This window comes from Peribacillus asahii (assembly GCF_004006295.1).
Lineage (GTDB): Bacteria > Bacillota > Bacilli > Bacillales > DSM-1321 > Peribacillus > Peribacillus asahii_A.
The window spans coordinates 3810571-3829073 of sequence record NZ_CP026095.1; the positions used below are offsets into that span (position 1 = coordinate 3810571).

The 18503-nt window shown below is 38.2% G+C and carries 19 protein-coding genes and 1 other annotated feature; all 19 genes read right to left on the minus strand.

Going from position 1 to position 18503, the window contains the following annotated elements:
- Positions 1–67: 67 nt before the first annotated feature.
- Positions 68–643, minus strand: a complete 576-nt coding sequence (locus BAOM_RS18750) for a TVP38/TMEM64 family protein (protein WP_127761591.1) — start codon at positions 641–643, stop codon at positions 68–70.
- Between the two features lie 65 nt (positions 644–708).
- Complete coding sequence (locus BAOM_RS18755) at positions 709–969, minus strand: DUF1294 domain-containing protein (RefSeq protein WP_373995308.1); 261 nt, start codon at positions 967–969, stop codon at positions 709–711.
- A gap of 66 nt (positions 970–1035) precedes the next feature.
- A complete protein-coding gene (gene rplT / locus BAOM_RS18760; RefSeq protein WP_119116809.1) occupies positions 1036–1395 on the minus strand; it encodes a 50S ribosomal protein L20 in 360 nt (119 codons plus the stop codon).
- 35 nt (positions 1396–1430) lie between these two features.
- Positions 1431–1631 (minus strand): 50S ribosomal protein L35, encoded by a 201-nt coding sequence (gene rpmI / locus BAOM_RS18765; RefSeq protein WP_119116810.1) that lies wholly within the window; start codon positions 1629–1631, stop codon positions 1431–1433.
- Positions 1632–1653: 22 nt separating this feature from the next.
- A complete protein-coding gene (gene infC, locus BAOM_RS18770) occupies positions 1654–2154 on the minus strand; it encodes a translation initiation factor IF-3 (RefSeq protein ID WP_127761592.1) in 501 nt (166 codons plus the stop codon).
- A 114-nt stretch (positions 2155–2268) separates the two neighbouring features.
- Positions 2269–2403 (minus strand) — a sequence feature (ribosomal protein L20 leader region).
- Between the two features lie 131 nt (positions 2404–2534).
- The gene (locus BAOM_RS18775) at positions 2535–2720 is read right to left on the minus strand and encodes a hypothetical protein (protein ID WP_127761593.1); all 186 of its coding nucleotides are present in this window, start codon (positions 2718–2720) and stop codon (positions 2535–2537) included.
- Between the two features lie 212 nt (positions 2721–2932).
- Positions 2933–4864, minus strand: a complete 1932-nt coding sequence (gene thrS, locus BAOM_RS18780) for a threonine--tRNA ligase (RefSeq protein ID WP_127761594.1) — start codon at positions 4862–4864, stop codon at positions 2933–2935.
- A gap of 423 nt (positions 4865–5287) precedes the next feature.
- Entirely contained in the window at positions 5288–6127 is an 840-nt protein-coding gene (ytxC, locus tag BAOM_RS18785; protein WP_127761595.1) for a sporulation protein YtxC, read from the minus strand.
- Positions 6128–6245: 118 nt separating this feature from the next.
- Complete coding sequence (gene dnaI / locus BAOM_RS18790) at positions 6246–7184, minus strand: primosomal protein DnaI (RefSeq protein WP_127761596.1); 939 nt, start codon at positions 7182–7184, stop codon at positions 6246–6248.
- On the minus strand, positions 7171–8583 hold the full coding sequence (locus tag BAOM_RS18795) for a replication initiation and membrane attachment family protein (protein ID WP_127761597.1): 1413 nt from the start codon (positions 8581–8583) through the stop codon (positions 7171–7173). Before BAOM_RS18795 ends, dnaI begins: the two co-directional genes overlap by 14 nt.
- 87 nt (positions 8584–8670) lie before the next feature.
- Positions 8671–9132, minus strand: a complete 462-nt coding sequence (gene nrdR / locus BAOM_RS18800; protein ID WP_127761598.1) for a transcriptional regulator NrdR — start codon at positions 9130–9132, stop codon at positions 8671–8673.
- A gap of 251 nt (positions 9133–9383) precedes the next feature.
- Positions 9384–9764, minus strand: a complete 381-nt coding sequence (speD, locus tag BAOM_RS18805) for an adenosylmethionine decarboxylase (protein WP_127761599.1) — start codon at positions 9762–9764, stop codon at positions 9384–9386.
- Between the two features lie 325 nt (positions 9765–10089).
- Entirely contained in the window at positions 10090–11121 is a 1032-nt protein-coding gene (locus BAOM_RS18810; protein ID WP_127761600.1) for a glyceraldehyde-3-phosphate dehydrogenase, read from the minus strand.
- Positions 11122–11365: 244 nt separating this feature from the next.
- Positions 11366–11965, minus strand: a complete 600-nt coding sequence (coaE, locus tag BAOM_RS18815) for a dephospho-CoA kinase (RefSeq protein ID WP_127761601.1) — start codon at positions 11963–11965, stop codon at positions 11366–11368.
- A 23-nt stretch (positions 11966–11988) separates the two neighbouring features.
- Positions 11989–12621 (minus strand): sporulation membrane protein YtaF, encoded by a 633-nt coding sequence (gene ytaF, locus BAOM_RS18820; protein WP_127761602.1) that lies wholly within the window; start codon positions 12619–12621, stop codon positions 11989–11991.
- Positions 12622–12716: 95 nt separating this feature from the next.
- On the minus strand, positions 12717–13550 hold the full coding sequence (gene mutM, locus BAOM_RS18825; protein WP_127761603.1) for a DNA-formamidopyrimidine glycosylase: 834 nt from the start codon (positions 13548–13550) through the stop codon (positions 12717–12719).
- A 19-nt stretch (positions 13551–13569) separates the two neighbouring features.
- Entirely contained in the window at positions 13570–16197 is a 2628-nt protein-coding gene (gene polA / locus BAOM_RS18830) for a DNA polymerase I (protein ID WP_127761604.1), read from the minus strand.
- 382 nt (positions 16198–16579) lie between these two features.
- A complete protein-coding gene (gene hflC / locus BAOM_RS18835) occupies positions 16580–17512 on the minus strand; it encodes a protease modulator HflC (RefSeq protein ID WP_127761605.1) in 933 nt (310 codons plus the stop codon).
- Complete coding sequence (hflK, locus tag BAOM_RS18840; protein ID WP_180319797.1) at positions 17512–18483, minus strand: FtsH protease activity modulator HflK; 972 nt, start codon at positions 18481–18483, stop codon at positions 17512–17514. The genes hflC and hflK overlap by 1 nt, the downstream gene beginning before the upstream one ends.
- Positions 18484–18503: the final 20 nt, after the last annotated feature.

Below are 18503 nucleotides of genomic sequence, written 5' to 3' on the forward strand. Positions count from 1 at the left end.
TGATTATGAAAAAGGTACGTCACGGATTATCAAAAATGAAGAGTCTTACCCATTTGCCTCAAAATCTTCAGCCTTTATCCTTATATCGAAAAAACTCCCTCCAAGGGACGACATTTCGCCTTTCTCGTACTAGATATATAAGAAACGTAATCGCTACTAACATAATGATAAGAGATGTTGAACTAAAATTAGCTATAGAGTGGCCAAACACCGTGTAGACAAAAGCAAGTGGAATGTTCGTTAAAAACGATAGGTAGAGGTAATGTTTAATGCCTTTATTCGATTCCATCAAACAAAATGAGAGAAGATAATAATGAATAAAAGGAAGCAATCTTAGTATAGCAATTTGAGAGCTGTTCAGCTTGTGATTGCCGAACAGCTTATCTTTTAAAAGCAACAGCTTATCTCTAGTTTTCGGGAATTTTCCAATAATAAAATAAAAGCAAAGGTTTGACAATGTTAATCCAATAATAGAATATATTGTACCTAAAACAGGGCCGAATAAAATACCACCTGAAATACACACGACAATAACAGGGATGAATAGAAGTTGCCGGAGCACATGAAAAGCAATAAACACAAAAGGCATAAACACACTACCAGACTGAATATAACTTAAGACAATCGCCAATTTCTCATCCATGTTCTCCCTCCGTCTATCACGCTGCTGTTCTTACAAGCATATACAAGTTATAGCCTACGTATGACTTAATCTATTCCATACGTTACAAGCAAGCCCAGCTGAATCACCATTAAAACAGGAAACCCCCATTTAAACGAAGCATGCTTTGTCTTGTGACGAAACTGCTTCATACCTAGATAAGCGCCCGTTCCTCCACCGATAACAGCTACTATCCATAACGTTCTTTCACTAATACGATATTCCCCATTGCGTGCTTTTTTCTTATCTATCCCCATTATTGTAAACGCAAGAATATTAATAAAGATCATGTACACCATAGTAAACAAAAGCTTCTCCCCCTTTTAAAATATGAAAAAAGCCATTCTCTGTTACAGAGAATGACTTATAAAAAATTATTTGTTTAATTGTGCTTTTGCAGCGTCTGCTAATTGAGCGAATGCTTGTGCATCAGCAATAGCAAGGTCAGCAAGCATTTTGCGGTTTACTTCGATACCAGCAAGCTTTAAACCGTGCATTAAACGGCTGTAAGAAAGACCGTTGATGCGAGCTGCAGCATTGATACGAGTGATCCATAATTTACGGAAATCACGTTTTTTCTGACGACGGTCACGGAAAGCATAGTTTCCTGACTTCATCACTTGTTGGTTAGCTACTTTATATAAAGTATGTTTAGAACCATAGTAACCTTTAGCTAATTTTATAACTTTTTTACGACGTTTGCGAGTAACAGTACCGCCTTTTACACGTGGCATGTTATTTCCCTCCTATTTGACTCGATAAATCGAACTTATTTAATGTTGTCTAACATATGACGAATACGTTTGAAGTCACCAGTGCTTACAAGACCTGCTTTGCGAAGTTTACGTTTCGCTTTAGTAGATTTGTTAGCAAATAAATGGCTTGTATAAGCTTTTGAACGCTTAAGTTTGCCGGATCCAGTTTTTTTGAAACGTTTAGCAGATCCGCGGTGAGTTTTCATTTTAGGCATAAGGTATTCCTCCTCATTACAATTACTTTTCGTTTTTCGGTGCTAGTACTAAGAACATGCTGCGCCCATCCATTTTTGGATGTGTTTCAATCGTAGCCACTTCTTTACACGCTTCAGAAAATCGATCTAATACGCGTTGTCCGATTTCTTTATGTGTGATTGCACGTCCTTTAAAGCGGATAGAAGCTTTTACTTTATCCCCTTTTTCAAGGAATTTGATAGCATTACGAAGCTTCGTGTTAAAGTCATGCTCTTCAATTGTTGGGCTCAGACGAACCTCTTTTAAATTGATCACTTTTTGATTTTTACGCGCTTCTTTGTCTTTCTTTTGCTGCTCGAAGCGGTGTTTTCCGTAGTCCATAATACGGGCTACAGGAGGCTTTGCATTTGCAGCAACTAAAACTAGATCAAGATTCACACGAGCGGCAATTTCCAATGCTTCAAATTTCGTTTTAATTCCAAGTTGCTCTCCATTTTGGTCAATAAGACGAACTTCGCGGGCACGGATGCCTTCGTTCACCATCGCGTCTTTACTAATAGTTAGCCACCTCCAAGGTTATTTAGCGAATACGAACGTAGAGATAAAACGGCAACGCTCACAACTCGCTTACATGATTTGCACTTGCATTTATGCTCAATCAATAAAAAAGTGCGGGTACAGAATGCACCCACACAGATAGACTCATTTAGAAATTCCAAATAATCAAATCATGACCTGTTAACTACTACAAAGCGTCAACCAGGTGAGAAGCGGGTGCCTCTTCTTTCCTCAATTTCGTATTCAATTTACCTTAGAGAATATATCATAAACACAGATGATTTGTCAAATACATAAATGGTTATTCTCAACAAAAATTATCTTATCAAATTTCCTTACGTTTGACAATACATATTTTTTGAAAGTTATTTTGAATCCTCTTTCTCTTTCTTTCTTTTATCAAACGCGTCCCACGAAAAAAAGAGAATCCAAAAAAGCAAAACAGGAACAATCGCATATTGGCGATAATTATCAAGTATTAATAAAATAACAATAGCTAAAAAAGCCGGTCCAAACAAAAAGATAAATTTCTTTTTTTGCCCTTCTTGCATAGCAACAACCCCATTTATCAAAAGATTCTCTCTTCATATTAGAGCATAAAACGATTTGTTTCAATTATCTTGTCGTTTATCCCACACTTAACGGACAGTAGTATCCCAAAAATGGAAATTTAACACTAATAAGCCAAAAATTTTATAAATCCACAATATTCATTAACAGAGCTAAAAAAAGAAAGGCACATCTGCTGTGCCTTTCTCCTGCATTAACGATTCACTTCTGCTTGAATAAGCGCTGAAAATTCTTCAAACGAAATAGTTTCTGATTTTTGTTCGCCATATTTACGAACATTTACGCTTCCTTCTTTCACTTCATTGTCTCCAACAACGAGCATATAAGGAATTTTTTGCATTTGTGCTTCACGAATTTTGTAACCGATTTTCTCATCACGAGTGTCTAAATCAACGCGAAGGCCAGCTGCTTGTAATTTTTCTTGAACTTCTTTTGCATAATCAAGATGAACAGCAGGTGAAACTGGAATAACTTGCGCTTGAACCGGTGCTAACCAAGTTGGGAATGCCCCTTTATATTCTTCAATTAAGAATGCTACGAAACGTTCCATTGTTGATACTACACCACGGTGAATAACGACCGGACGATGCTGTTTTCCATCTTCACCAACATAACCTAAGTCAAAGCGTTCCGGTAATAAGAAATCTAATTGAACAGTTGATAATGTTTCATCTTTTCCAAGTGCAGTACGAACCTGAACATCGAGTTTTGGACCGTAGAATGCCGCTTCTCCGTCAGCTTCAAAGTAGTCAAGCTCAAGCTCATCCATCGCTTCTTTTAACATACCTTGTGCTTTTTCCCACATTGCATCATCATCGTAGTATTTCTCAGTATCTGCTGGGTCGCGGTAAGAAAGACGGAATGAATAATCCTTAATATCAAAGTCTTTATATACTTCTAGAATTAAATTGACTACGCGTTTAAATTCGTCTTTAATTTGATCTGGACGAACGAAAATATGCGCATCATTTAATGTCATTCCACGCACACGCTGCAAGCCCGATAATGCGCCTGACATTTCATAACGGTGCATTGTACCAAGCTCAGCAATACGAACTGGAAGCTGACGATAACTATGAATTCCATTTTTGAAAATCATCATATGGTGCGGGCAGTTCATTGGACGAAGAACAAGTTGCTCGTTATCCATTTCCATCACAGGGAACATACCATCTTGATAATGATCCCAGTGACCAGATGTTTTGTATAATTCCACACTACCCATAACTGGTGTATACACGTGATCATAACCTAGACGCTGTTCTTTATCGACAATATAACGTTCGATTGTACGGCGAATTGTTGCCCCTTTTGGAAGCCATAACGGAAGACCTTGACCTACTTTTTGTGAACTCATAAATAGGTTTAATTCTTTTCCGATTTTACGATGGTCACGCTCTTTTGCTTCCTCAAGCAAGCGTAAGTGCTCTGCTAACTCTTCTTTTTTAAAGAAAGCTGTTCCATAAATACGTTGCAGCATTTTATTTTTGCTGTCGCCTCTCCAGTAGGCACCAGCAATGCTTAACAGCTTAAATTCTTTAATTTTTCCTGTCGACGGAACATGAACCCCGCGACAAAGGTCGAAAAACTCTCCTTGTTCATAAATTGTTACTTGTTGATCGGCCGGAATTGCTTCAATTAACTCTAATTTATAATTGTCGCCAATTTCTGTAAAACGAGAAATTGCTTTGTCACGGCTTACTTCAATACGATTAATTTCTAAGTTTTCGTTGACGATTTTTTTCATTTCTTTTTCAATTAATGGTAAGTCTTCTGGTGTTAATGATTCTTCAAGGTCGATATCATAGTAGAAACCGCCTTCAATAACTGGGCCAACACCAAACTTTGCATTTTTATATAAACGTTTAATCGCTTGGGCCATTAAATGAGCTGTACTATGACGCATAATTTCTAGGGCATCGATTGTATCTTGTGTCACAATTTCAATTGTTCCATCCACTAAGATAGGACGTTTTAAATCGTATAATTCCCCATTAAATTTACCAGCAATCGATTTCTTTTTTAAACCAGGACTAATAGATGCTGCAATCTCTTCTGTTGTTGTGCCTTTATTAAACTCCTTCACTGCGCCATCAGGAAAAGAGATTTTTACTAATTCAGACATACAGTTTCACTCCTTCTACATTTTCACTACGTTATAGTAGTGTGCTCAATTTGTCTTATTCCCTTCGGAAAGGTATTTGGACAATATAAAAAGCCCGCCCCTGTCTAAAACAGGGACGAGCTTAGTAAACAAAATTATAACCCGCGGTTCCACCCTCGTTTCATTTTGCCAATAGACAAAATGACACTCGAAGCTTGGTAACGGCAGCTTTCCGTCAACTCATAATCGCTACAATAGCTTTCCGAGCCGAAGTTCAAAGGTGGTAAGTGTTCTAGCCGAATAGGAAGCTTACAGCCAAGGCCTCCCTCTCTAAAAATCGGGGTTAGAATACCCATGTCCTCATCATAACTTTTAAAAAACTTAATTGAAGTAGTATGTAGCAAATTATAATCCGTACTACTCGGAAATGCAAGTGATTTTTTCTTAATCATTATACATACAAAAAGCATTCAACGGCAATACAACCGAACGTTCTTCAAAAATTCGCTTTACCGTTTGAATCAGCCCTTGTTCCATATCATCCGTATAAATATAAAGCCGCTCTGGAGCGATGGATAAAAGCGGAGCGAGCGTCACGGATTCAATATAAATCGAACTATTCGCCAACAAATGGCGATCGACTAACTCATTAATTTCAAGCCGTTCAAGCTTTCGATAAGAAGCATCATAAAAATAAAAAGCGTCTTGATAAACGAGGTGAAGATAGGGCATTTTGGGAGTACGTTTATGCAAGAAATCCCGCAATGTAGCAATAAAGCTCTGATAATCTTGTTCAAGTTTATACTCATCAATTGCGAGCATCGCATATTTTTCTAAAGATTGATGAAAGGACTTTAAACGAAAGGTTATAAAAGAATCAAACGAAAAGGACAGTTTCCTTGTTAAGATCGTTTGCAAACCGTCCTTAATGATTTGCTTTTCTTCCCCGAACAAAGGCTTTCTAGCCGTGTTTCTCTCTCCTTCAAAAATTGAAGACGCAATTTGTAGAATCCCATCAATTTCATCTCGCTCACGATATAGAAACTTTTGAATGATAACCTGTTCAAGTACTGATTGGAGCTTCTCTTCTACTAGGAAACTATGAAAAACATCTGTAAGCATCGCTAGCCACTTTTCAATCGGCCGTTCTTCCAAGTCTAATTTTAAACCTTGTTCCGGCGTACATATCATATATTGTTGCAGCTCTCCCCCTAGAGAATGGGCAGAGACAAACTGTAATAGTTTTAATGCCTCATTATTATTTTGAAATGAAATAAGAACCAATCTTTGTCCCCCCTAACCCGCACATTTTATGCTTATATATATGGAGGTTAGGACTTGTTTAGAAGTAGAATAGCCAATCAAATAGAAAAAGTGACCTGAAACTAGGTCAGGTCACCACTCACAGTCTTCGATTTTTACCTTCTAGCTCAATCGGTTCTGCCAGATATTGAAGACGTTCCATTACTCGCGCCGCTTTCACTTCTTCCCGCTCCCCTCGCTGAGAAAAAGTTAAATGATTTTTTAACTGATCAAAGTTAAAATTCGAGGTAAAGAAAGTCGGCAAATTCTCAAGCATTCTAAATTGCAATATTGGCCCAAGCACTTCATCTCGACCCCAGCTCGTCATTGATTCAGCGCCTATATCATCAATCATTAGTACAGGAGCCGTCTTTACCATTTCAATCTTTTCATTCACTGTATTATCTCCAATCGAGCCTTTAAGCTCGCGCAAAAAGTCGGGAAAATATACAATTAACGATGATATTTGTTTCTCGGCTAATTGATTCGCTATCGCTCCTAGTAAATAGGTTTTTCCAACACCAAATTTCCCGTGAATATAAAGTGCTTTTTGCTTTTGACCTGGTATATAATCATTGATAAAACTCATTACCTTACCTACTATTGCGTATCGTTCATCCGATACGTCCTTTTCTAAAAAGTCGGCAATATTGGCCGCGAGAATATCGCGCGGTACATATAGGCTGCGAATTAACTTCTCGCGTTTTCGTTTGTCATCTTCTACTACTTTCCGTGGACAGACTTCATAATGAAGATCCAGAGCATTCCCTTGAATCACAAGCTTTGGATAATATCCTTGCATCATATTCACACAACCATCTAAACTTGGACACTTATCACATTTCTTGCTTTGTGTCGAAAATTCATACAGTTTCCCGACACTTTTTTCTAACATTTCTTTTGTAATAATGGATCGATTTTCATGTAAAAAATCATGAATGTGTTCATCTTCCATCACTTCTTGCTTTAAAGCTTCATAACGCTGCTGAAACTTTGTACCATTCGTCAATTTGTTTAAGGCTGAATTAATCTTTTGCATCAGCGTGATCACCTCCTGCATTTAACTTTTTCACTTGCTCCCATATCGCTTTTTTCTGTTCATCAGAAACGGTTGCCGCTTTCTTTTGTTCAGTCTGCTTCTCTTCTGTTTTATTTAACCAGGCCGGAACCATTTCCGTACGCGTTGCTTTTTGACGACTGCCTTTTGCGCTTGATTTGTTGCTATCTGCCCAACCTTGATATTTACGATGCTCTTTTCTCGCTAACTCCATCGCTTCTTTAACAGTGACAACATTCATGCGCGTCCAATGACCAGCAATCTTTTCAACATAATTCTTTGTGAATTTCTTTTCTGCTTTCAACATTACGTATTCAATTAACACATTCACCACACCAGGATTTAAATTTTGGTTGAGCATAATATCTTCAACAATTTTTAAATCAGCTTCTACAATTTCAGCACCATTCGATAGTTGCTTAAGCCGTTGCAACGGGGAGACTGTTTCTAAACGCTGAATATGCTCCTCCTCTTGATTCCTTGGCGAATCCATTTGAGTGCGATAAATGACTGGCTGTACACGACTAACGAGCGAGGGCATATCAGCATGCCGTTCAATTTGATACCAATCACGCGCTGATTTACGTAAGTGTTCTTCCTCAATCTCATCATCAATGGATATGGCTCCAAGCACTAACTTCTGCATTTCAAGTGGATTAATGTCATATAGAAAAGCAAGCTTGGCAATCGTTGTTTTAATACGGGGCGTTAGTGCTTTTCTTGGCACTAACGATGATTTCAAACCTGCCATTAATAAATCAAAATCAAATTGATGCTCAAACCCTGTCGGAAGAGTTCCCTCTTGTCGATCAATAAACTGTTGACGAACCAACGGCTCTTTCGCACCTTCTGCCTCATCACTTACATATAAAGAATGATCCGAAGCAAAAACTTCAGCAAAAGTTTTTGTTACATTCTCATACTCTCGCACAGGCAATACATCATCCGAAAAGAACTTCTTCAATCGGTTATATGCACCTTTCCCAATCTTTTTGAACAAATAAATATTTAACATACCGTCCGTAAAAAATTGCTGTGGCGATAGCGGTGGATGTAACTCGTATACAAACTCCTTTGTTTCACCATTTTTCTTCTTATAAACACTCAGCAATCCGATTCCTTCGAGCTGGAGTCTAGCTTCATAAATGTCACTCAAGTTTAGCCCCATCGTATTCATAAGTGAATAATGAGTTGTTGGCTCTGCCCAAAGTCGATTCTCTTCAAGCTCACTCCATAAACTCATATAAAGGCTCAAACAAATGGGACCAATAAGTGGTTGATAAAGGCGAGTAAGTACATTCCGATCATAATTGTGCAGCATTCCCGCTGAAGATACCCTATATTGATCTGCGGGAAGCAGTTCTTGCCAATGCATCGACATCTTCATTCAAACCTTTCAAAGAATTCCTTTGTATTCATTACATTTTACAAGATGAGCGAAAAAAGAGCCAAAGGTTTATCTTTAGCTCTACTTTCGTTCTTTATTTAATAATTCCTTCAATTCATCAATAAAAACGTTAATATCTTTGAATTGACGGTATACGGACGCAAATCGCACGTAAGCTACCTCATCCACATCCGCTAGCTTATCCATGACCATTTCACCAATATGATCGCTTTTTACTTCAGAAATTCCATTATTACGCAATTCTTTTTCAACATAATTCGTAATTTCTTCTAAGCCTTTTAATGGGACTGGACGCTTTTCACAAGCTCTAATTAAGCCGCGAAGAATTTTGTCACGACTGAATTCTTCCCGTGTACCTTCTTTTTTAACGACAATTAACGGTATTTCCTCTACTTTTTCAAATGTCGTAAATCGAAAACCGCAAGACTCACATTCGCGACGCCTTCTAATGGATCTGCTATCATCCACAGGTCGTGAATCGAGCACTCTTGTTCCATTGTATTGACATGACGGGCACCTCATTATTATCAGCTCCGTTTATGTACTACTCTCTACATCATATACAGTGAGAGAACTCCATTTTTATTATTATCTTAACTAAAAGAAGCTAAGAGTACAAGCAAAATCAACGGGGAGTCTCCATAAAAAGACTTTCGTACACCATATTGTTTATCACACAGTTGAGGGCTCAGTTGTGCGAGGCTAGAATCAATAACGACACATACCGAGCTATAAAAAAGAGATGCTCTACAGCACCTCTGTATGTTCAAACCTTATAATACACCTATTTTAGTTGCCTTTATGTGCACTGGGCCCATCCCGCGTGGTAATTCTATCTTTTCACGCGTTTCGGCATTTAATGCTTCAGCAATATAATCTGCCGCAATATTTGGATCTAAATCTCCACATGTGTATACATCGATGCTTGCATATCCGTGTTCTGGAAAGCTGTGAATCGTTAAGTGTGATTCAGAAATAATAACAACTCCACTTACTCCTTGAGGAGCAAATTTATGAAAAGCTACCTCACGTATCTCTGCACCTGATTTTAAAGCGGCATTAACGAATGTTCTTTCAATAAACTCAATATTATTCAATTTGTCAAAGTCACAACCCCAAAGTTCGGAAATAACATGTCTACCCATTGTTTCCATGTTTAAGCTTCCCCCTTAAACAGATTTAGGAATTTTATAAATTGAACATTAATAACTACCGGGGAAAGTTAGTCCAAAGAGGTCCTAACCCTTTAAGCAGTCGTTAGGTAAGCCTTTTATGAAAAAGCTCACGACTCATAGTATATGTTTGATTTTCTTTTGCAACCGACTTTTAATTTTCAACATAACAGAAATAATTTATTATTATTGTTAATTTCAAGCAAAATAACATTGCGGATTTTTGACAATATTATTTAACAGCGCTAACAATATAAAAAACCTACTGCTATTTTGCAGTAGGTCCATAAAACTCCATGCTTAAGCCTTAACCAGCATGTACTTGGGAAGTTTCCTCTAATTTAGCTGCTACTAATTTAACAAGATCAACAACACGATTTGAATAGCCCCACTCGTTATCATACCAAGCAAGTACTTTCACTTTTCGATCACTAATAACCATTGTAGACAAGCCATCGATAATAGCTGAGTGTGGATTTGTTGTGAAGTCAACCGATACAAGCGGTTCTGTTGTGTATTCAATAATTCCTTTGAATTCGCTTTGAGAAGCTTCTTTAAACGCTTCATTAATTTCATCTGCCGTTACATCACGATTTAAATCTACAACAAGGTCTACTAAAGAAACGTTTGGTGTTGGAACACGTAACGCCATACCATGTAGTTTTCCTTTTAATTCAGGTAATACTAAAGATAAAGCTTTCGCAGCGCCTGTTGTTGTAGGAATGATGCTTCCTGCACAAGCACGGGCACGTCTTAAATCTTTATGTGGGTTATCGATATTATTTTGGTCATTTGTATAAGAATGAACAGTTGTCATTAAACCATTATCGATACCAAATTTTTCATTTAATACTTTTGCTACAGGACCTAAACAGTTTGTTGTACAAGAAGCATTTGAAATAACAAAGTGTTTATCAATGTCTAGTTGCTCTTCGTTTACACCCATAACAATTGTAATATCTTCATTCGTACCAGGTGCTGATAAAATAACTCGTTTTGCCCCTGCATCTAGATGTGCAGCTGCTTTATCACGATGATTGAATTTTCCTGTTGCTTCAACTACAATATCTATGTTTAGTTCTTTCCAAGGCAATTGCTTTGGATCACGATTATTTATTAATTGAACACGACGTCCATTTACAACAAGTGCATCTTCTTCTGGTACAATCTCTCCATCGAATTTACCATGTGTAGTGTCGTATTTAAGTAAATGCGCTAAAGTTTCAGCAGGATAACTGGCATTGATCGCTACAATGTCCAAACCTTCATCTAATATGGCTTTACGGAAAACCATTCTACCAATTCTCCCAAATCCGTTAATCGCTACTCTTGCATTCATTTTGTTTGGACCCTCCCGAAATTAATGTTATACTTTTTATAACCTCATATACAATTAGTATAACATATTTGTGTCAAAAAGTGCTATAAAAATGTTATAATAAATTAAATTTATTCATCAAAAAAGAAGAAACATTGTTAGTTTCTTCTTTTTAATCAAATTCATTCACTTTTTACTCCATTTGATTAGTTTAGCAAACCCGCAACAAAGGATAAAGAACTTCCTTGCCAGCAAACGTTATACTTTATCGTATATCCCACTGCTTTAGGATAGCAAGCACTTGTTGCTTCGTTTCTTCTAATTCTCCATTATTATCAACAACAGCATCTGCCAACGCTTTCTTCTCAACTAACGGCATCTGGGAATGAATGCGAGCGAGTGCTTCACTTTCCGATAAATCATTGCGTTTCATTAACCTTTGAAGCTGTACCTCTTCATCCACATAAATGAGCAGAGACTTTTCCACCATATACGTCAGCTTGCTTTCAAATAAAAGAGGAATATCCATAAAGACCGTTTCCGCTCCATCTTGAAAAGCTTTTTCTGTCTGCTCCTTCATTCTCTTTCTCACAGCAGGATGGACAATGCTATTTAAACGCAGTCTTTTATCTTCATCATGAAAAATAAGCGTACCTAATTTGGCACGATCAATTCCCCCGTCCGACAGCAAAATGTCCTCGCCAAACGCTTTAACTATGTCATGATAAGCTTCTTCACCAGGCTCGACTACTTCACGAGCTGCCACATCGGCATCGACAACAACAAAACCTAACTCTCTAATATACGTACTTACACTGCTTTTACCACTTGCAATGCCCCCGGTAATTCCAATAACTCGATCCATATCCTTCTCCTTTATAATTTATTCTACAATTTTAATATTCCGATAATAATGAGTAATGCCCCTGGAAGAAAAGATAAATTTTGCACAAGCGTGCTTTTTGATAGTAATTTGCCGCTTTGAAGCCCACTCCAAATAAAGATGGAGCTCATGACTCCAATTGCAAAAGCAAGCACTAGCGGTGAAATACCAATCATAGCCGCGCCAATTCCCGCACCAAAAGCATCTAATGAAAGAGCCACACCGAGAACGAGAGCTTCGACGCCATTAATCGTACCTGATTTATCAAAATCGGCATCCGTCGGTTTTTGTAAAATATTAATTACGACACCAAGCGATTTAATTTCAAAGTTAAAAATAATCTTTTCTTTAGAATGACTTTCTATTATTTCTTTTTCCTTTTTAAAAAACTGATAAACAAGCCAAATGCCTAGCAAAATTAAAATAGCACCACCTGTTTTTTCAGCCGCACTAGGAGAGACAAGCTGACTAATGAACTCACCAATCAGCATGGCTACACCGAGACTAATACCCGAACAAATCGAAATAACAATAATCGATCGAAATGGGATTTTCACACCGCGCATTCCTAATGTGACTCCCACTCCGAACCCATCAATACTTAATGCGATAGAAAGAATAATAAGCTGTAACCACATCGATGATGACTCCCTCCAATTCTGTTGCTAAAACAGTATATGGAAAGAGCCTATCCGATGTGTAAAGAAAAGCGAAGTAGACTCGTTTTCCTTCTTTATGACGGACGCACCTGACACGATGGACAAATATGTGTACCACGCCCACCGACAACTAGTTTCTCAAGCGGTGCGCCACATCTCTTGCAATTCTCTCCTTTTCGGCCATAAACAAATAGCTCTAATTGAAACATACCGATTTGTCCTTGTGAATTGATATAAGAACGAATCGTACTGCCTCCCTTTTCAACAGCCTCCGATAATGTCGCGATAATTTCTTGATAAAGCTTTGTAATTTCGGCATCCGTAAGTGATGAAGCGACCCGCTCAGGATGGATACCAGAACGGAAGAGCGACTCATCGACGTAAATATTCCCAATACCAACAACAATATGTTGATCCAGTAAAACTGGTTTAATTTTTCGATTGGTTTTCCGTAATGCTCGACGTAGGTACTCGACCGTAAAATCTGCTAATAACGGCTCTGGACCTAGATTCAAAAGCGGTTCTTGCTCAAACTCTTCTCCTTTTTTAAATAAATGCATCGTTCCAAATTTACGAACATCACGATACCTAAGCTCGCTGCCATCTGTAAAGGAAAAAATGACATGGGTATGTTTATCATATGGCTCCTGTTTCGGATACACTCCATATTTCCCTTCCATTCGTAAATGCGAGACCATTGAATAATCATCTAATGTAAAAATTAAAAACTTTCCACGGCGTCCGATTTCACGAATCGTTTGTCCAACAAGTGCATCGCAAAATTGTTCAACCGGCTCTGGTTTTTTAATAATCTTCGGCCATAAAACGGATACTTCTTGAATTTCTTTTCCTAACACTAATTGTTCCAACGTTCTTCTGACTGTTTCTACCTCTGGAAGTTCTGGCATGATGTTCACCTATCTTCATTTATTTTGCATCGAACCACGTTGCTCCAAAATTATAGTCCACTTTTAACGGTACATTTAAGCAAAAAGCATTTTCCATTTCTTCAGGTACAATTTGCTTCAATATGTCAATTTCCTCTGGTGGAACTTCAAAAATCAGCTCATCATGTACTTGAAGCAGCATCCGTGCTTTCAAACCTTCTCGCTTTAAACGCTCACTCATGTTAATCATCGCAAGCTTAATAATATCTGCGGCACTCCCTTGAATTGGTGTATTCATTGCTGTTCTCTCCGCAAAGCTTCTTATATTAAAGTTACTGCTCGTAATTTCCGGAATATAGCGTCGTCTATGCAACAGCGTCGTACTATAGCCCTTTTGACGCGCTTCCTGAATACTCGCATCCATATAATCTTGAACACCAGGGAAACTCTTAAAGTACTTCGCGATAAACTCACTCGCTTCTTTCCTAGTAATCCCTAGATTTTGAGATAATCCGTAATCACTAATTCCATATACAATACCAAAATTTACAGCCTTCGCTTGACGACGCATATTCGATGTCACTTCATCAGCCGATACATGGAACACATCCATTGCCGTTTTCGTATGAATGTCCATCCCCGCCTGAAACGCTTCAACTAAGCCTGGATCATTCGCAATATGCGCTAGTACCCGAAGCTCAATTTGTGAATAATCCGCCGCAAAAATCAACCAATCTTGTTCGGAAGCAATGAAAGCTTGGCGAATTTTTCGTCCTTCTTCTAAGCGAATCGGAATGTTTTGGAGGTTCGGATCAGTAGAACTTAATCGCCCGGTTTGTGTTAGCGCTTGATTAAAACGAGTATGTACTTTCGCTGTTTTCGGATTGACCACTTTAAGCAATCCTTCGATATAGGTTGAGTGAAGCTTGCCAAGCTGACGATAATGGAGAATTTCCTTTACAATCTCATGCTTATCTTCTAATTTTTCTAGCACTTCTGCTGACGTTGAGTAGCCTGTTTTTGTTTTTTTCATAACAGGCAAGCCTAACTTTTCAAATAAAATAATACCAAGTTGCTTTGGAGAATTAATATTAAAAGCTTCGCCCGCTAAATCAAAAATTTTCGCTTCGATTGCCCGTAAACGTACAGATAATTCTTGCCCCATCGATTGCAAACGTTCAATATCGACCTTTACACCTTGCCATTCCATATCAGCTAAAATATTGGACAACGGTAACTCTAAATCCGTAAATAAACGATCTTGTTCATGCTCTTCTAATTTTGTAAGCATAGAATCCTTTAAAGCTAACAGCGCTTTCGCCTTACGAGCGAGATGTTCACTTAGTTTTGCTTCTTCAGGAACGGTACGCTTCGCCCCTTTTCCATAAAACACCTCATCGCTCACAAGCGGTGGTTGCTGCTGCACTTTTACAATCGCCGCAACATCTTCAACCGATTCTGCTGGATTTAAAATATAGGAAGCTAGAAATACATCAAAGTCAATTCCCTTTAATTCAATGCCGCGATGACGAAGAGCCACAATAGCTTTTTTCGCATCGTATATCGTTTTGTACTTCGTTTCATCTTCAGCCCATTGTTTGAAAGCCGCTGAGCTGAGTGCACTTTCACCTCTAAAATAAAAATGCCCGTGCTCATTGCTTAGCGCAACTCCAATGATGTCTCCATGATGATAATTATCTTCTAACATTTCAATATATAAGCCATTTTCATCAGTAAATAAATCCGCCGTAATGTCATCAACTATCTGTACGTCAATCTCTTCTTGTTCAATGTCTTGTCCATTTTCCTCATCTAGCTTATCAAGCAAAGTTTGAAAACCTAACTCTTTATAAAAAGCGATTACTTTATCGTAATCCATCCCATTATAAGCTGTTTCACCTAAGGCTACTTCAATAGGAGCCGTACGCAAAATCGTCGCTAACTTCTTACTTAATAACGCTAACTCCCTATACTCATTAATCTTTTCTTTCAGCTTTTGGCCGCTTACTTCTTCCACCGATTCAACAAGCTTTTCCACTGTTTCAAATTGATGCAGCAGCTTTAATGCTGTTTTCTCCCCTACGCCAGGGATGCCGGGAATATTATCTGAAGCATCTCCCATAAGCCCCTTTAAATCAGTAATTTGAATGGGCACAAGCCCGTATTTTTCCTGCACATGCGCCGGCGTATATTCTTCGATATCAGTAATTCCTTTTTTCGTAATCGAAACGGTTGTCTTATCAGACGTTAATTGTGTTAAATCTTTATCTCCTGAAATCACTTTCACTTCGAAGTCTTCTTGTTCTGCTTGTTGTGAGAGCGTTCCAATAATATCATCCGCCTCATAATTTTCTAACTCATAACGTTTAATTCCAAAACAATCTAGCAGCTCACGAATAAACGGAAACTGCTCTGACAATTCATTCGGTGTTTTTTGGCGGCCTCCTTTATACTCTTGATACGTCGCATGTCGAAACGTTGTTTTTCCAGCATCAAACGCAACGAGCATATGTGTCGGCTTCTCTTCCTCAATAATACGATTCAGCATCATTGTAAAGCCGTATACAGCATTCGTATATACCCCTTTGTCATTATTCAAAAGGGGGAGAGCAAAAAAAGCCCGGTACGCAATACTATTTCCATCTATTAATACTAACTTTTTATCCAAACAATTCTTCCTCCTATATCCAGGGACTAAAAGGCAAAACACAAAGGCGGCGTGAACGCAGCGCCCACTCTCAGCATCCCTAAACTACATTACGTATTTCGAAAAATAATAGGCCCCCCATACTCATGCGGAGTTCCGCCCTTACAAATCAACAGAGTTTCCACTCCACCTACATCCTTATACAAAATAAAGGAGAAAACAAAGGCGGCGCGAACGCAGCACGCACGCTTAACATCCCTAAACTACATTACGTATTTCGCAACATAATGGGCTCCCTCATACTCATGCGGAGTTCCGCCCCTTTTCCTAAATAAAACCGTTCATTTTCTTCCTCTATTCTACCATGAGAAGAAGGAGAAAGAAAAATGACGGCTATTATAGTTTACTTCATATTCCCCATCAACAATCTTGCATAAGGAGAGTCAGATGGCAACACAATGACGGTCTGTTCGCCAATTGTTTCTTTATACGAATCTAGCGTTCTATATAATTGATAAAACTCTGGATCTTTGGAGAACGATTTATTGTAAATCTTAGCAGCTTCTCCTTCTCCCTCCGCTCGAATCACTTCTGCATCCGCTTCTGCTGTGGATAACAGCTCTTTCACTTTGCGATCAGTATCTGCAATAATTCGATTCTTCTGCGCATCACCTTTTGATAAATATTCTTGAGCCTTCGATTCTCGTTCAGAAATCATTCTCTTAAACACAGACTCTTCATTTTCAGCAGGTAAGTCCGTTCGTTTTATACGAACATCTGTCACAAGAATTCCATAATTATCTTGGGTAAGCAATTCATTCACTTTTTCTGTTACTCGATCATTCAAACTTCCTCTTGAAGATTTTTCATCATTAATAATTTCATCATAATTCAATTGACCAAGCTCAGAGCGAACAACAGAATAAATAAACTCTTCCATCCTTGCTTCCGCATTTTCAAATGTTCTAGCATTCGTAATCATCTTCTTTGGATCATCAATACGCCATACTGCATAGTTATCAATGAGCATTCGTTTTTTATCTTTTGTATTAATTTCAGCTTCAGATACATCATAATTCATTTGATATTTTGGTAAAGTTGTCACACTTTGAATAAAAGGGATTTTAAATTTTAAGCCAGGGCTCTTATCAATGCGGACGACTTCTCCAAATTGGCGTACTACTTTGTATTCCCCTTCTTTTACAATATACACATTCGTTAGCAAAATCAGAAGTAAAGCAATTAAAATAATAAAGAAGATACCAGCTTTCACATAGCCGCGCCACTGAAGATGATCTTTTCGTTTACCTTCTAAATCAACAATCTTTGGGCTCATTATTCTGCTCCCCCTTCCTTCGTTGATTTTTGCTCTTTCGTTTCTCCCTCTGTCTGTTCCTTTGTCGCAGCAGCTTTGGAATCCAGCGCACGTAATGGTAAGTATTTCATCGTGTTTCCATCATCATTCATAATATAAATTTCAGCATTCGGCAGCACTTGTTCCAGCGTTTCAAGAATTAAACGAGAACGAGTGATTTCCTGATTACTTTTATATTCGGCATACAATTTATCAAAAACTGCAACATCTCCACGTGCCGTTTCTATTCGTTTCGTTTTATCTCCTTCTGCAGCTGAAAGGATTGCTGCTTTTTCTCCCTCTGCTTCATTCATACGTTTATTCTCGTATTTGCTCGCTTCGTTAATTTTCGTATTCATCGTTTCACGTGCATCCGTTACAGCGGTAAAAGCACTTCTAACATCATCATTCGGTAATTCTACATCTTGAAGCTTCACAGCTAAAACAGAAATACCAACATCATATTTTCCCATTAATTGCGATAATAATTCACGCACATCAGCCTCAATCTCTGCTTTTCCTGACGTTAAGGCATCATCAATTTTTGTGCTTCCAATAATGCTTCGTAGGGCAGCAGAAGTCGTATTATACAAGATTTCTTCAGGGTCATTCGCATTGAATAAATACTTCGGTGGATCAGTAATTTTCCATTGGACAACAAGGTCCGCCAGCACAATATTTTCATCACCTGTAATCATCTTTGTTTCATTTGGATACTCAGAAATTTTCCCGCCTTCCTGTTTATACCCAAATTGTAAACTAAATGTCTCCTTTGACAGCTTTTCCACCGATTGAATCGGCCACGGCAGTTTAAAATGCAATCCTGGTTCGGCTACGGTCTGTTCTACTTTTCCAAATGTTAAAATCACAGCTTGATCAGATTCATCTACCGTATACCAAGTAGATATACCTACTATTCCAAGAATTACAATCAGCAACGCTAACCCTGTCATCGTATATATTCTTTTTAAAC

Coding starts and splice junctions, on each gene's coding strand:
- BAOM_RS18750 (WP_127761591.1), bottom strand. CDS start 643: ATGGATGAGAAATTGGCGATTGTCTTAAGTTATATTCAGTCTGGTAGT.
- rplT (WP_119116809.1), bottom strand. CDS start 1,395: ATGCCACGTGTAAAAGGCGGTACTGTTACTCGCAAACGTCGTAAAAAA.
- rpmI (WP_119116810.1), bottom strand. CDS start 1,631: ATGCCTAAAATGAAAACTCACCGCGGATCTGCTAAACGTTTCAAAAAA.
- infC (WP_127761592.1), bottom strand. CDS start 2,154: ATGGTGAACGAAGGCATCCGTGCCCGCGAAGTTCGTCTTATTGACCAA.
- BAOM_RS18775 (WP_127761593.1), bottom strand. CDS start 2,720: ATGCAAGAAGGGCAAAAAAAGAAATTTATCTTTTTGTTTGGACCGGCT.
- thrS (WP_127761594.1), bottom strand. CDS start 4,864: ATGTCTGAATTAGTAAAAATCTCTTTTCCTGATGGCGCAGTGAAGGAG.
- dnaI (WP_127761596.1), bottom strand. CDS start 7,184: ATGCAAAAGATTAATTCAGCCTTAAACAAATTGACGAATGGTACAAAG.
- BAOM_RS18795 (WP_127761597.1), bottom strand. CDS start 8,583: ATGTCGATGCATTGGCAAGAACTGCTTCCCGCAGATCAATATAGGGTA.
- nrdR (WP_127761598.1), bottom strand. CDS start 9,132: ATGAGGTGCCCGTCATGTCAATACAATGGAACAAGAGTGCTCGATTCA.
- speD (WP_127761599.1), bottom strand. CDS start 9,764: ATGGAAACAATGGGTAGACATGTTATTTCCGAACTTTGGGGTTGTGAC.
- BAOM_RS18810 (WP_127761600.1), bottom strand. CDS start 11,121: ATGAATGCAAGAGTAGCGATTAACGGATTTGGGAGAATTGGTAGAATG.
- coaE (WP_127761601.1), bottom strand. CDS start 11,965: ATGGATCGAGTTATTGGAATTACCGGGGGCATTGCAAGTGGTAAAAGC.
- ytaF (WP_127761602.1), bottom strand. CDS start 12,621: ATGTGGTTACAGCTTATTATTCTTTCTATCGCATTAAGTATTGATGGG.
- mutM (WP_127761603.1), bottom strand. CDS start 13,550: ATGCCAGAACTTCCAGAGGTAGAAACAGTCAGAAGAACGTTGGAACAA.
- hflC (WP_127761605.1), bottom strand. CDS start 17,512: ATGAGCCCAAAGATTGTTGATTTAGAAGGTAAACGAAAAGATCATCTT.
- hflK (WP_180319797.1), bottom strand. CDS start 18,483: ATGACAGGGTTAGCGTTGCTGATTGTAATTCTTGGAATAGTAGGTATA.